Source organism: Gluconacetobacter brunescens (assembly GCF_048695475.1).
Lineage (GTDB): Bacteria > Pseudomonadota > Alphaproteobacteria > Acetobacterales > Acetobacteraceae > Gluconacetobacter.
The window spans coordinates 604,157-617,301 of sequence record NZ_JBLHEN010000001.1 but is presented as its reverse complement, the minus strand read 5'-3'; the positions used below and the strand labels follow the sequence as shown (position 1 = coordinate 617,301).

The following is a 13,145-nucleotide window of genomic DNA, read 5'->3' as shown; positions in this document are numbered from 1 at the left end:
GGCAGTGTCAGCTTTTGCTGTTGGTTGCCCGCGCTTTGCGTCCGCGGGCCAGTTCGGTCACTACGCCGTGCAGGGTGCGGAGTTCCTGTTCCGTGACTTCGCCGCGCGTGAAGAAGTGGCGCAGGTTGCGGACCATGCCGGGGCGTTTCTGCTCGTTGCGCAGGAAGCCGCATTCGTCGAGCTGGCCGACCAGGTTGCGCATGAAATTGTCCAGTTCGCCCTTGGTGGCGACGTGGGTTTCATTGGTCATCAATGTGCGCGGCGGGGTGGCGTCTTCAGCCATCCACCATTCATAAGCCATGATCATGACCGCCTGCGCCAGGTTCAGCGACATGAAGGCCGGGTTCAGCGGGTAGCGGATCAGCGCGTCGGCACGGGCCATGTCCTCGTTGTCCAGCCCGGCGCGCTCGGGGCCGAACATCAGGCCGGTGCGCAGGCCACGGCTGCTCATCTGCCGCAGTTCGGCGGCACCCCCTCGGGCGGTCAGCACGGTCTTGACGATATGGCGGGGGCGAGGGCAGGTGGCGAAGACGTGGTGCAGGTCGGCCACCGCGTCATCGACGGTTTCATGCACCGTCGCGGCTTCCAGAATCCGGTCGGCGCCGGAGGCGGCGCGCCAGGCGCGTTCCAGCGGCCAGCCGTCGCGCGGGGCGACCAGGCGCAGGTGGAACAGGCCGCCATTGGCCATGGCGCGCGCTGTGGTGCCGATATTCTCGGCCATCTGCGGGCGCACCAGGATCACGACCGGGCTGTTGCCGATCGGGCCGATATCGGCCCCGCCGTCACGGCCGGTCATGCGCGCCTCCAGATGGTGCCGGTAGAGCTGTCTTCCAGCAGGATGCCGCGTGCCGCGAGATCGTCGCGGATGGCGTCGGCGCGGGCGAAGTCGCGGGATTTGCGGGCGGCGAGGCGTTCGGCGATCAGCGTGTCGATCTCGGCCTCGTCGACGCCGGCGCCGGCGCGGAACCAGTCATCGGCCGACTGGCCCAGCAGGCCTAGAAGGCGGCCGGATGCGCGCAGGCCACGTGCGGCATCGCGGTCGCCGGCCAGGGCGCGGTCGGCGAGGGCATGCATTTCGGCCAGGGCGCGCGGCGTGTTGAGGTCGTCGCACATCGCGGCGAGAACCTCGGTCGGGACCGGATCGGTTTCGTCGGGCGGCAGGTCGCCGATGGCGCGATAGAAGCGGTTGAGCGTCTGCTTCGCCTCGTCCAGCCCGGTGCGGGTGAAGTTCAGCACCGAGCGGTACTGGGCATGCAGCAGCAGCAGGCGCAGCGCCTCGGCGGGGGTGTCGGACAGCACGTCGCGGATAGTCAGGAAGTTGCCCAGCGATTTGGACATCTTCTCGCCGTTCACCAGCAGCATTGCGTTATGCACCCAGTGGTTGGCGAAGCGGCTGTGCGGGAAGCAGCACTGGCTCTGTGCCCGCTCGTTCTCATGGTGGGGGAACAGCAGGTCGCTGCCGCCGCCATGGATGTCGAAGCTTTCGCCCAGATAACGGTGCGACATGGCCGAGCATTCGATATGCCAGCCCGGCCGGCCCCGGCCCCACGGGCTTTCCCAGCCCGGCAGGCCGGGCTCCGACGGCTTCCACAGCACGAAATCGCCGGCGTCGCGCTTGTAGGGCGCGACCTCGACGCGGGCGCCGGCCAGCAGGTCGTCGGGCGAGCGGCCGGAGAGCGCGCCGTAATCGGGGAAATGGGCGACGGCGAACAGGACGTGGCCCTGGGCCTCGTAGGCGTGGCCGCTGGCGATCAGGCGTTCGATCAGCGTGATCATTTCGCCGATGTGGTGGGTGGCGCGCGGTTCCACGTCCGGCGGCAGCACGCCGACGGCGGCCAGGTCGTCGTGGAAATCGCGGATCGTGCGGGCGGTCAGGCTGTCGATCGTCTCGCCGTTCGCGTGGGCGCGGGCGTTGATCTTGTCGTCGACGTCGGTGATGTTGCGGACATAGGTGACGCGCGGATACAGGTGGCGCAGCAGGCGCACCAGGATGTCGGCCGTGATCATGGCCCGCAGATTGCCGATATGCGCCAGGTCATAGACCGTGGGCCCGCAATAATAGACCCGCACATTCCCCGGATCGAGGGGCGCGAAGGGAACCGTCGTGCGGCTGCTGCTGTCGTGCAGGGTCAGTTGCGGCGTGGTATCGGACATGATGGCGCCTAGATGCGACAGGGACGGGGCGGACGCAACACCCTTATGTGCGGCGGCGGCCGAATAGAAGGATACGGCGCGTGGCGTCTGGTCTTTCCGGGGCCGATCTGCTCTGGATGCGCCCATGTCGGACCCCGCCTTGCCCCAATCGGAACTTCGTCTTCTGCTGCGTGTCGCGGCCCCCATCGCCCTGGCGCAGATCGCACAGATGGCCATGGGCGTGACCGACAGCGTGCTGCTGGGTGGGCTGGGGGCCGATGCCCTGGCGATCGGCGGGCTGTCCACGACGCTGTTCTTTACCGTCCTGGCGATCCTGCAGGCGATGCTGGGGGCGGGCGGGGTGCTGATCGCCCAGGCGCGCGGGCGGGGGGATAGCGACCGGATTGCGCCGATCCATGCCATGCTGTTGGTGACGGCGCTGCTGCTGTGCCTGCCTTGCCTGGCGATCCTGGACCAGGCGGGCACATTGCTGCGGCTGATGCATCAGCCCGAATCCTTTGTCGGCCCGGTGTCGTCCTTTACCCATGTCCTGATGTGGGGTGTTCCGCCCGCCCTGATCGGGACGGGCGTGGTGGAGGTGGTGCTGCCGGCGCTGGATGCGCAGGTGATCCTGCTGCGGGTGATGCCGGTGGTGGCCGTGGTGAACGGGGTGCTGAACGCGGCGCTGATCCACGGGCTGTTCGGCCTGCCGGCGCTGGGGTTGCAGGGATCGGCGCTGGCGACCGCGCTGACCATGTGGGGGAGCGCGCTGGTGCTGCTGGCGATGGTGCATTCCCGGCCGCATCTGCGCCTGCTGCTGTGGCCGCTGCGGCCGCGCATGGCCGACATGGCGGTGCTGCTGCGGCTGGGGTTGCCGATGTTCGCGGCCGCAGGGGCCGAGATCATGCTGTTCGAGGTCACGGGGTTGCAGGCGGCGACGCTGGGGCCGCGTGCGCTGGCGGCGTTCCAGATCGTGCTGAGCGTGACCGCGACCACCTACATGGTGACCATGGCGCTGGGGCAGGCGGCGAATGTGCGGGCGGCCTACTGGACCGGTGCCGGGCGGCCCGAGCGGGTGCGTCGCGCGGCGCGGGTGGCGGTGGGCACCGCGATTACGGGCATGGGGATGGTGGGGTGCCTGATCTATCTGTTCCGCGCCCGGATCGTAGCCTTCTATCTGGACCCGTCGGTGCCGGCCAATGCGGAGAGCGCGCGTATTGCCACGGCGGCGCTGTTGGTGGCGGCGATCTTTCAGATGGCCGATGGCACGCAGGCGGTGCTGGTGGGCGTGCTGCGCGGGCGGGGGGATGCCATGGTGCCGATGGTGCTGGCCATCGCCGGCTATTGGGGCGTGGGCTTTCCGCTGGCCAATTGGCTGGCCTTCCGCTGCGGGTTTGGCGTGGTGGGGCTATGGGGCGGCGTGGCGACGGCGCTGGTGGTCGTGGCGCTGCTGCTGGGGGCGCGGGTTGTTTATACGCTGGGCAAAGGCCGGGCGGCGGTGACACCGCCCGAGGCTGAAATCAGCGGGATTCCACACCGATCTGCTTGATGTCGTGGAACGTCAGGTCGGGGTTCATTTCGGCCGTGCGGCGCATCATGAAGGCCGAGCCGGCGAGGAAGACCGGATCGCCGTCCAGATCGTCGGCCATTGCCGAGCGGTTGGCCATGGCGAACAGTTCCAGCTTCGCCTTGTCGCCTACCACCCAGCGCGCGAGGTTGTAGGGGGTGGATTCGAAGCCGATGCTCACCCCGTATTCGCCGCCCAGACGGGCCTGAAGCACGTCGAGCTGGAGCGTGCCGACCACGCCGACGATCGGGGGGGCGCCGTCCTGCGGGCGGAAAAGCTGGACCACGCCTTCCTCGGCCAGCTCGGTCAGGGCCTGGCGCAGTTTCTTGGCCTTCATCGCGTCGTCCAGCCGGACGCGGCGCAGGATTTCCGGGGCGAAATGCGGCACGCCGGTGAAGCGCAAATCCTCGCCGGCGGTGAGCGTGTCGCCGATGCGCAGCGTGCCGTGGTTGGGGATGCCGACCACGTCGCCGGCGAAGGCTTCCTCGGCCAGTTGGCGGTCGCGGGCGAAGAAGAATTGCGGCGTGTGCAGGGCGAATTGCTTGCCGGTGCGGGTGTGCTTCAGCCGCATGCCGCGTTCCAGCCGGCCCGAGCAGATCCGCGCGAAGGCCATGCGGTCGCGATGATTCGGGTCCATGTTGGCCTGGATCTTGAAGACCAGGGCGGTCAGGCCGGTCTCGTCCGCGCGGACGGTGCGGGTTTCGGTCGCCTGGTCGCGCGGCGGCGGGCCGAAGGCGACCAGCGCGTCCAGCAGGTCGGTCACGCCGATTTCCTTCATCGCGCTGCCGAAGAAGACGGGCGTGAGGTGGCCGGCATTGAAGCTCTCGCGGTCGAAGGTCGGCAGCGCGGCTTCGGCCAGTTCCAGTTCCTCGGCCAGTTGCACCATGCGCGGGTCGGACTGCTCCAGGGGGGGCGAGACATGAAGCTGGCGTTCGCGGAGATCGTAGGTGCCGGCGAACTGCGCGGCGCGGCCGACCGGCCAGGTGGCCGGGGCGGTGTCCAGCGCCAGGGCGGAGGAAATTTCATCCAGCAGCGTGAACGGGTCCTGCGCCTCGCGGTCCATCTTGTTGATGAAGGTGACGATCGGGATATCGCGCAGGCGGCAGATCTCGAACAGCTTGCGGGTGCGGTCCTCGATGCCCTTGGCGGCGTCGATCACCATGACCGCCGAGTCCACGGCCGTGAGCGTGCGGTAGGTATCTTCCGAGAAGTCTTCATGGCCCGGCGTATCGAGCAGGTTGAAGATGCAGCCGCCATATTCGAACGTCATCACCGAGGTGACGACCGAGATGCCGCGATCGCGCTCGATGCCCATCCAGTCCGACCGGGTGCGGCGGCGTTCGCCCTTGGCCCGCACATTGCCCGCCATCTGGATTGCGCCGCCCGCCCGCAGGATGCGTTCGGTCAGCGTGGTCTTGCCCGCGTCGGGATGCGAGATGATGGCAAACGTGCGCCGCCGGGCGATTTCGCGGGCGATGGTCGGGGCGAGTTCGGAAGAGGGCTCGGCGTTCACGGCAAAATCCCATGCGGGCTGTGGAATCGGGCAAGGCCGGCGGGCTGTTGCGGCAGCCAATCACTATAATCGGTAAGCCGGGCCGGACAGGCGGTCTGGTGAGCGAGAGTGCCGCGCAGCGGCACGCCCGTCGTGCGTTTCCGAGCATCGGAGCGGAGCGGCCTTATGGGCCGTGAGCACCGACGCGCAGGAAACGCGCGTCGGATCGCCGCCAGACCGCCTGTCCGGCCCGGCTTAAAATGCGGACGCCGGGCGTGGGGGGGTCCCCACGCCCGGCGCTGCGGTCGTTGGCCTGGAAGACCGGATCAGCGCGAGTAGAACTCGATGACCAGGTTCGGTTCCATCTGCACCGGGTAGGGAACGTCCGACAGCTTCGGCGCGCGCACGAAGCGGCCCTTCATCTGGCGATGATCGACTTCCACATATTCCGGCACGTCACGCTCGCCGCTCTGCGAGGCATCGAGGACGATGGCGAGCTGCTTGGACTTCTCGCGGACCTCGATCACGTCGCCATCACGCACCAGGAAGGACGGGATGTTGACCTTGCGGCCGTTGACCGTGATGTGGCCATGGCTGACGAACTGGCGGGCGGCGAACGGCGTCATCGCGAACTTCAGGCGATAGACGACCGCGTCCAGCCGGCGCTCCAGCAGGTCGATCAGGTTCTCGGAGGTGTCGCCCTTGCGGCGCACGGCCTCGTCGTAATACTTGCGGAACTGCTTCTCGCTGATGTTGCCGTAATAGCCCTTCAGCTTCTGCTTCGCCATCAGCTGGACCGAGAAGTCCGACGGCTTCTGCTTGCGGCGCTGGCCATGCTGGCCGGGGCCGTATTCCCGCTTGTTGACCGGCGACTTCGCGCGGCCCCACAGGTTGACGCCAAGGCGGCGATTGATTTTGTACTTGCTCTCGAGGCGCTTGCTCATCGCGCGCGGTCTTTCATAGTCGATGGACGGCATCGTGGCCCGAAGGCCGGTTGCCGCCCTGTATTGCACCGGTAGGCCCTGTTCCGCATGAACAGGGCGGGCGCGAACCGCATTACCGGTGCCGGGGAGCAATCACCCGATCTGGCACCGGCCGGTTCGTCCACGTTCCCGGCAGTGGGGCTGGCCTATAGGCGGTTCGGCCCGAGCCTGTCAACCGGATGGAACGGGGCCGCGGAGGCCGGCCAGGTGGCGGCATGGCGGCGGGAGCGAAAAAAGCCGGTGTCGCGTGGCGTAAAGTCCGTATACTCCACGATATCTTCTGTTTTTGTCATTGAGGAGAGGCCATGGCCACCCCGTTTACGCAGCGCTGGCAATTATTCGTCCTGCTGGGCCTGCTGTCCGTCGCGCTGGGCATCGTCGCCTGGATCGACGCGATTTCGGTTACCCTCGCCAGCACCGTGATTATCGGCATCGTGCTGGTGATCGCGGGCGGGGCGCAGTTGTTCCACGCCTTCGCGGTGCGCGACTGGGGCGGCTTCATGCTGTCGCTGCTGGGTGGCGCGCTCTACGTCGCCGGTGGCATCTCGCTGATGTATGAGCCGGTTACCGGTTCGATCGTGCTGACGCTGTTCATCGCCGCCTGCCTGATCGTCTCGGGGACCATGCGCATGCTGATCGCGGCGCGGCATCGTGAACTGAATGGCTGGTGGATCATCCTGGGTGCCGGGCTGATCAGCCTGCTGGTTGGCGTGTGCCTGTATATGACGCTGCCCTGGTCGGGATTGTGGCTGATCGGCACCTTCATCGCGGTGGAACTGATTGCCGCCGGCGTGGGCTGGGTGCAGTTCGGCCTCGCGCTGCGTCAGGCGAACACGCTGACCGGTCCCTGAAACAGGGAACCATCCAGGAGACGGACGCGGGGGGCATGGCCCCCCGTTTTCATGTCCGGGGCAGGCCCAGGCGCGTGCGCAGTTCCGGAGCCGTCAGGTCGGCCTCGAACCCGTTGGAGCCGGGCTGGAACAGGCGCGCGGTCTCCAGCGGGCCGACTGCGACCGGGTCGAACCCGGCCTCGGCAATCAGGGTGCCGACCGTGCGCATGGCCGCCGGGTCGTCGCCGGCATAGGGAATGCCCAGCAGCGGCGGCGGCGTGCGGTGGGCCTCGGCGCGGATGGTCGACATATCTTCGGAATTGAAGGCGCGGACGACATGCGCGCCGGGGAAGAAGGATTGGGTGGTGATGCCCGCGCCCTGCGTCCGGGCCGTGCGGGCGGTGTCGCCGTCGCGCCAGGGATAGGGATTGCAGGCGTCGATCACGATCTTGCCGGCCAGCAGGGTGTGCAGGCTGGCGCCCAGGCTGGGAAGCGCGCCGTAGGGAACGGCCAGCAGGACGACATCGCCGAACCGGGCGGCATCCTGCGGCGTGCCGGCCTGCGCGTTGCCGCCCAGCGCCTCGGCCGCCGCGCGGGCCGATCCGATATCGCTGGCCGAGAGCATGACCGGATGGCCGGCACGCAGCCACAGGCCGGCCAGGGTGCTGCCGACATGGCCGGCCCCGATGGTGCCGATCCGGAGCGGTTGTGCCGCATGGGCGAGGCGGGCGGGCAGCAGGGCGCAGAGTCCGGCCAGGAGCGTGTGACCCAGGAGCGCGCGACGGTGCATGGCATGCTTCATGCCTGGTGCCACAGGGCGGTCAGTGGGCCACCGGCACCCTTTGCCGGGTCGCTGGCGGGGAAGGGGACGTGGTTCATCCGTGCGATCTCCTCGGGCGAAAGCGCGCTGCGGCGCAGGTCGAAATGCTGGTCGGGCGGATAGGCGCCGACGACCAGGAAATCGTCATCCGATCCCAGGTTGCGGTGGCCGGTACCGGCGGGCAGCAGCACGACGTCGCCGGCCCGGACATCGACGACCCGGCCGCCGGGTCCGCCGAGCATCAGGCGGGCCGAGCCCGACGCGACGCCCAGCACCTCGTGCGCCGTGGAATGGAAATGGTGGAAATCATAGACCCCCCAGCGCCATTGAGGTGGCCAGCCATTGGCGGTGAACAGGTCCTCGAACGCCGAAGCCGGGTCATGGCCCGGCAGGGCCAGCACGTTGCGGTAATAGAGCACCGGCAGGTGGTCGTTGTTGGGCACCCAGTCGTTGCGCGGCAGCATGAAGGAATCGACGTCATGGTCGCTCGCGCCGGCGGCATGCACCTCGGTCCCGGCCAGCGAGAGGCCGAGTCCGGCGAGGAAGGTCTGGAAAGCGCGTCGCGAGACGGTCATGTCCGGTGTCCTCCAGCGGCGGGTGGAGGCTTTACTATGTCCCGTCGCTGAAACGGGCGACCAGTGAAAAGCAGTTTAGAGACGGTTCTCGGAGCCTGTCTGGACATGTGCGCTGGTGAGCGAGAGCGGCCCGTCAGGGCCGCGCCCGTCGTGTGTTTCCGAGCATCGGAGCGGAGTGGTCTTGATGGCCGCCCGCCGCGAAGCACAGGAAACGCGCGTCGGATCGCCGCCAGCGTGCATTTCCAGACAGGCTTTCAGCGCAGGGGGAGCGGGATGTGATTGACGGTGAGGATGCCGCCCGTCCATTCGACATCCCATGACGTATCGGTGGCATCGGTATGGTGGCCGACCAGATTGGCGATGATCAGGGCGGCGGCGGGCCGGGTCTGGCCGGCGGCGCGCAGGGTTTCGATCAGTTCAGGCAGGTTGCGCATGCTCATATGCCCGCTGGCGGAGGCGGCATCCGGACTGCCGGTCAGTTCCGCCGAGCCGCTGCCCTCGAGCTGCATGTCGCCACGGCGGGCCCGCAATGTCCGGATCGTGACCGGTACGGCGACGCTGTGGGCCGGGCGGCCGGCGGTTGCGGCCAGCAGGGGGCCGAGCGCCTGGACCGGCACCGCGAAATCCGATCGGGCATCCTGCGGCAGCAACGATGCCAGCACCGTGTCGCCGTTCATGCCGGCGCCATGCAGGTCCAGCGAAACGGCGATGGGCTGCGCGCCGCTGCCGCCGGCCAGATGCAGGCGCAGGGCGGTGAAGCGGATCTGTTTCGTGCCGGTATGGGCGATCGGTGCGGACCAAGAAATATCATACGCCTTGCCGGCCGCCAGCCCGGCCAGGATCGGCTGGAGGGTCGAGAGGAAATAATCCGCCGTGCAGCCGGCAGCGTGGTGATTCACCAGCGCGCCCAGCAGCACCACCGACGCGGCGTCGAGGATATCGCGCATGTCGCCCGCATTGCCGCCGGCGCCGGCGCCGGTCACCGTGACCGATGCGGCGTGCAGCGAGGGGGCACCCGCGCCGGTGGAGAAATGCAGCCCGTAATTGCGGGCGGTTGCCTCGGCCGGCGAGGCCAACACGCCGCCGGCCGTGCCGATGGCGCAGGCCGGCGGCAGCGGGGCGGCATGCGCGCCGGAACCGGCCATGGCGAGAACGGCACCGACGAGAGCCGGCAGAACGGGAATGCGCATGATCATCGACTTGCCCCGGCAATTACGATCCTATACCGCCCTTCCTTGGCACGGGATCGTGACCAAGGCGAGGCACACTGCGATATTCCGGCGGAGATCGTGCCGGTCCATGGTGCGGACCGCCGATTCGTCCTTAATATCCGGTGTGTTCACCGTCAGCGGAATGTTTCCGATGCTCAAGCCCGATCCGTTCCTGATCAGCCTCGTCTGTACCGTGATCATCGCCACGGTCCTGCCCTGTCATGGCGCCGCCGTGCCGGTCTTTCAGGATCTGGCGATCGCGGTCATTGCCGTGATGTTCTTCATGCAGGGCGCGCGCCTGTCGCGCGAGGCCGTGGTGGGGGGCATCGTGAACTGGCGGCTGCATCTGGCCATCCTGCTCTGCACCTTCGCGCTGTTTCCGCTGCTGGGGCTGGGGCTGCATGCGCTGTTTCCGAACATGCTGCACCCGTCGGTCTGGCTGGGCATCCTGTTCCTGTGCTGCCTGCCTTCCACCGTGCAGTCCTCGATCGCGTTTACCTCGATCGCGCGCGGCAATGTGCCGGCCGCCGTCTGTGCCGCGACCACATCCAATATCCTGGGCATCTTCATTACCCCGATCCTGACCGGGCTGGTGCTGGCGCGTCATGGCACGGCGTCGGGCCAGGGGGGCGTTGTCGCCATCATGCTGCAATTGCTGCTGCCCTTCGTGCTGGGGCAGGTGCTGCAACCCTGGCTGGGCAAATGGGCGCATCGCAACAAGCGCCTGCTGTCCATGACCGACCGGGGGTCGATCCTGATCGTGGTCTATACCGCGTTCAGCGAGGCGGTGGTCCAGGGGTTGTGGCACCAGATGCCGCTCTCGCAGATCGGGCTGATCATGCTGGCGGACAGCATTCTGCTCGCCCTTGTGCTGCTGATCACCACGCTGGGCAGCCGGGCCCTGGGCTTTCCGCGGGAAGACGAGATCGCGATCGTGTTCTGCGGTTCGAAGAAGACCCTGGCGTCGGGCGTGCCGATGGCGAACGTGCTGTTTCCGGCCGCCACCGTAGGGCTGGTGGTGCTGCCGCTGATGATCTTCCACCAGATCCAGCTCTTTGTCTGCGCGGTGCTGGCCCGGCGCTATGCCGCCGCCTGGGAGCGTCGGCAGGAGCCGGAAGTGCTACAGAAAGCGTCCTGACGCCCGGGGTCAGGACGTCAGGAAGGCCGATAGGGCATCCATCAAGGGCTGGGGCGCTTCCTCGGGGATGTAGTAGCCGCACGCGATTTCGGCCTCGTTGAGCGGGCCGGTCGCGTAGGGGCGCCACAGGTCGGCGGGATTGTACCAGCCGCCCAGCCGCCCCTCGCGCGACCAGGCCACCAGCAGCGGGCAGGCGATGCGCAGATCGCCCGGATAGGGGGGGATGCGGTTATGGCCGTTCGCCCCCGGCGTCTCGCCCGCCGGCATGGTTTGCAGGTAGTCGGCCACCGCCGGTCGGCTGAACGGGGCCGTGGAATGCGGTGCCGGGCGGGTCCATTCCTCGGGAACCGCCATCGTCGCCGATTCGGGCTTCGGATGAAGCTGGGCGAACCAGCAACTGCTGTAGCGCGACAGTTCGAATGCCAGGTCGGCGCGCCCGTAATGGCCGGGCGAGGGGATGCATTCGATCGCGGCCATGTGGGTGACCCGCTCCGGCGCCAGCCATGCGGCGTAGGCGGCGATATGGCCGCCCGTGCCGTGTCCGGCCACCGCCAGGTGCTCGTGACCCAGATCCCGCGCCAGGCGCAGCAATTCCTCGGCCTGGCGCCGGAAATCCAGGTCGCGCGGCAGGTCCGGGCACAGCACGGTGTGGGTGTCGGCCAGGGCTGGCGCGATGGCATGCCAGGCGGCGTGGCTTTGCATCTGGCCATGCAGCAGGACCAGCAGCCTGCCTTGCCCGCCAAGCCTGGCCCGGCGCGGGCTGCCGCCCCACGCCACTTCCGTCAATTCGAGTTTGCCAAAGAACATGCAGGTTCCATTGAAGACTTGATGCGCCCGATGGCACACATATAGGCACGCATTGAATTATTGGACAGAACCGCGCGACTGGCCAGCCCGCCCGTTGCCGGCATAAAGGAAACGGACGCGCCCATGACCGGCCTCGACCCCGACAATTGGGACGATCTGCGTCGTCTCGGCCACCGGATGATCGACGATATGGTCGACCGGCTGGCGACCCTCCGGGATGGACCGGTCTGGCGCCCGATGCCCGATACGGTGCGCGCGGCCCTGCATGAGACCCTGCCGACCGGCCCGACCTCGCCCGATATTCTGTACGAGCGTTTTCGCGAACGGATCGTCCCCTATGCCACGGGCAATACCCATCCGGGCTTCATGGGCTGGGTGCATGGGGGCGGTACGGGCGTGGGCATGCTGGCCGAACTGCTGGCTGGTGGGCTGAATGCCAATTGCGGCGGCCGCGACCATGCGCCGGTCGAAATCGAGCGGGCGGTGATCGGCTGGGCGGCCCGGATCATGGGCTTTCCCGACGAGACCACCGGTTTGCTGGTCACCGGGTCATCCATGGCGAACATGATCGCGGTCGTGACCGCCAGCCGGGCGGTGCCCGACGGGCTGGCGCTGCGCCGGCAGGGCGTGGGCGGGCGCAAGCTGGTCGGCTATGCCGCCGCCACCGCCCATGGCTGCATCGCCCGCGCGTTCGACCTGACGGGGCTGGGCACTGACGCGCTGCGCGTGCTGCCGGTGGACGCCGACCATCGCATGGATCTGGCGGCGCTGCGGGCTGCGATTGCCGCCGACCGCGCGGCGGGGCTGGAGCCGTTCATCGTGATCGGCACCGCCGGCACGGTCGATGTCGGCGCGATCGACGATCTGGACGGGATCGCGGATATCGCGGCGCGGGAGGGGCTGTGGTTCCATGTGGATGGGGCATTCGGCGCGCTGGCCATGCTCTCGCCCACCCGCCGTTCGTCGTTGAGCGGGTTGGAGCGGGCCGACAGCCTGGCGTTCGATTTCCATAAATGGGCGCAGGTTCCCTACGACGCCGGCTGCATCCTGGTCCGCGCACCGGGCCGGCAGGCGGCGGCGTTCGCGCAGTCCCTGGCCTATCTCACGCGCGAGGATCGGGGACTGGCCGGCAATGCGCCCTGGTTCTGCGATCTGGGGCCGGACCTTTCTCGTGGCTTTCGCGCGCTCAAGGTGTGGATGACGCTGGGCACCTATGGCACCGACCGGATGGGGCTGATGGTCGATGAATGCTGTGCCGTGGCACGGCATCTGGCCCGGCGGGTGGACGACGAGCCGCTGCTGGAGCGGCTGGCGCCGGTGGGGCTGAATATCGTCTGTTTCCGGGTGTGCGTGCCCGGTGTGGACCTGGACTGGCTGAATGACGAACTGGTGAAGGACCTGCACGAATCGGGTGTCGCGGCGCCGTCGACGACGACGGTGGATGGCGTGCGGGCGATCCGTGCGGCCATCGTCAACCACCGTACGGTGGCGGCGGATGCCGATGCCATGGTCGATATGCTGCTGCGGCGGCTGGCGGACAGGTTGGAGGTCGTCGCCGGATAAAAGCCGGAAGCGCTGGTGAAGCGGGC

Annotated in this window: 12 protein-coding genes; 4 read left to right on the top strand and 8 right to left on the bottom strand. The window is 68.1% G+C overall.

Translation table 11 applies throughout. The features are described from left to right. Nucleotides 1-7: 7 nt before the first annotated feature. Complete coding sequence (locus tag ACMAUO_RS02675) at nt 8-796, bottom strand: RNA methyltransferase (RefSeq protein WP_420355444.1); 789 nt, start codon at nt 794-796, stop codon at nt 8-10. After that, nucleotides 793-2,154: a cysteine--tRNA ligase gene (cysS, locus tag ACMAUO_RS02670; protein ID WP_420355443.1), complete on the bottom strand. Its 1,362-nt coding sequence runs from the start codon at nt 2,152-2,154 to the stop codon at nt 793-795. Before cysS ends, ACMAUO_RS02675 begins: the two co-directional genes overlap by 4 nt. 124 nt (nt 2,155-2,278) lie before the next feature. Between cysS and ACMAUO_RS02665 the strand changes: the two genes are divergently transcribed. Beyond that, nucleotides 2,279-3,682, top strand: coding sequence for an MATE family efflux transporter (locus ACMAUO_RS02665; protein ID WP_420355442.1), 1,404 nt, complete (start codon nt 2,279-2,281; stop codon nt 3,680-3,682). Here the strand turns inward: ACMAUO_RS02665 and ACMAUO_RS02660 are convergent. Together ACMAUO_RS02660 and rpsD are read right to left on the bottom strand one after the other, a co-directional pair. Next, entirely contained in the window at nt 3,654-5,213 is a 1,560-nt protein-coding gene (locus ACMAUO_RS02660; RefSeq protein ID WP_420355441.1) for a peptide chain release factor 3, read from the bottom strand. The genes ACMAUO_RS02665 and ACMAUO_RS02660 overlap by 29 nt on opposite strands. A gap of 305 nt (nt 5,214-5,518) precedes the next feature. Next, the gene (gene rpsD / locus ACMAUO_RS02655; protein WP_420357181.1) at nt 5,519-6,136 is read right to left on the bottom strand and encodes a 30S ribosomal protein S4; all 618 of its coding nucleotides are present in this window, start codon (nt 6,134-6,136) and stop codon (nt 5,519-5,521) included. A 344-nt stretch (nt 6,137-6,480) separates the two neighbouring features. On the opposite strand from rpsD, the gene ACMAUO_RS02650 reads away from it, so the two are divergent. After that, complete coding sequence (locus ACMAUO_RS02650; RefSeq protein WP_114726961.1) at nt 6,481-7,026, top strand: HdeD family acid-resistance protein; 546 nt, start codon at nt 6,481-6,483, stop codon at nt 7,024-7,026. A gap of 49 nt (nt 7,027-7,075) precedes the next feature. On the opposite strand, the gene ACMAUO_RS02645 is transcribed toward ACMAUO_RS02650, so the two are convergent. From ACMAUO_RS02645 to ACMAUO_RS02635, 3 genes are all read right to left on the bottom strand, one after another. After that, nucleotides 7,076-7,795: an NADPH-dependent F420 reductase gene (locus tag ACMAUO_RS02645; RefSeq protein ID WP_420355440.1), complete on the bottom strand. Its 720-nt coding sequence runs from the start codon at nt 7,793-7,795 to the stop codon at nt 7,076-7,078. A gap of 8 nt (nt 7,796-7,803) precedes the next feature. Then, the gene (locus tag ACMAUO_RS02640) at nt 7,804-8,400 is read right to left on the bottom strand and encodes a cupin (protein ID WP_420355439.1); all 597 of its coding nucleotides are present in this window, start codon (nt 8,398-8,400) and stop codon (nt 7,804-7,806) included. Between the two features lie 254 nt (nt 8,401-8,654). Beyond that, nucleotides 8,655-9,590 carry a hypothetical protein gene (locus tag ACMAUO_RS02635; protein ID WP_420355438.1) on the bottom strand — a complete coding sequence of 312 codons (936 nt, stop codon included), beginning with the start codon at nt 9,588-9,590 and terminating at the stop codon, nt 8,655-8,657. A gap of 172 nt (nt 9,591-9,762) precedes the next feature. Here ACMAUO_RS02635 and ACMAUO_RS02630 point away from each other — a divergent pair, with 172 nt between their 5' ends. Then, on the top strand, nt 9,763-10,749 hold the full coding sequence (locus ACMAUO_RS02630) for a bile acid:sodium symporter family protein (RefSeq protein WP_420357180.1): 987 nt from the start codon (nt 9,763-9,765) through the stop codon (nt 10,747-10,749). A gap of 9 nt (nt 10,750-10,758) precedes the next feature. On the opposite strand, the gene ACMAUO_RS02625 is transcribed toward ACMAUO_RS02630, so the two are convergent. Beyond that, nucleotides 10,759-11,556 carry an alpha/beta fold hydrolase gene (locus ACMAUO_RS02625; RefSeq protein WP_420355437.1) on the bottom strand — a complete coding sequence of 266 codons (798 nt, stop codon included), beginning with the start codon at nt 11,554-11,556 and terminating at the stop codon, nt 10,759-10,761. Nucleotides 11,557-11,679: 123 nt separating this feature from the next. On the opposite strand from ACMAUO_RS02625, the gene ACMAUO_RS02620 reads away from it, so the two are divergent. Beyond that, the gene (locus ACMAUO_RS02620; RefSeq protein ID WP_420355436.1) at nt 11,680-13,119 is read left to right on the top strand and encodes a pyridoxal phosphate-dependent decarboxylase family protein; all 1,440 of its coding nucleotides are present in this window, start codon (nt 11,680-11,682) and stop codon (nt 13,117-13,119) included. Nucleotides 13,120-13,145: the final 26 nt, after the last annotated feature.

Coding starts and splice junctions, on each gene's coding strand:
- ACMAUO_RS02675 (WP_420355444.1), bottom strand. CDS start 796: ATGACCGGCCGTGACGGCGGGGCCGATATCGGCCCGATCGGCAACAGC.
- cysS (WP_420355443.1), bottom strand. CDS start 2,154: ATGTCCGATACCACGCCGCAACTGACCCTGCACGACAGCAGCAGCCGC.
- ACMAUO_RS02665 (WP_420355442.1), top strand. CDS start 2,279: ATGTCGGACCCCGCCTTGCCCCAATCGGAACTTCGTCTTCTGCTGCGT.
- rpsD (WP_420357181.1), bottom strand. CDS start 6,136: ATGAGCAAGCGCCTCGAGAGCAAGTACAAAATCAATCGCCGCCTTGGC.
- ACMAUO_RS02650 (WP_114726961.1), top strand. CDS start 6,481: ATGGCCACCCCGTTTACGCAGCGCTGGCAATTATTCGTCCTGCTGGGC.
- ACMAUO_RS02645 (WP_420355440.1), bottom strand. CDS start 7,795: ATGCACCGTCGCGCGCTCCTGGGTCACACGCTCCTGGCCGGACTCTGC.
- ACMAUO_RS02640 (WP_420355439.1), bottom strand. CDS start 8,400: ATGACCGTCTCGCGACGCGCTTTCCAGACCTTCCTCGCCGGACTCGGC.
- ACMAUO_RS02635 (WP_420355438.1), bottom strand. CDS start 9,590: ATGCGCATTCCCGTTCTGCCGGCTCTCGTCGGTGCCGTTCTCGCCATG.
- ACMAUO_RS02630 (WP_420357180.1), top strand. CDS start 9,763: ATGCTCAAGCCCGATCCGTTCCTGATCAGCCTCGTCTGTACCGTGATC.
- ACMAUO_RS02625 (WP_420355437.1), bottom strand. CDS start 11,556: ATGTTCTTTGGCAAACTCGAATTGACGGAAGTGGCGTGGGGCGGCAGC.
- ACMAUO_RS02620 (WP_420355436.1), top strand. CDS start 11,680: ATGACCGGCCTCGACCCCGACAATTGGGACGATCTGCGTCGTCTCGGC.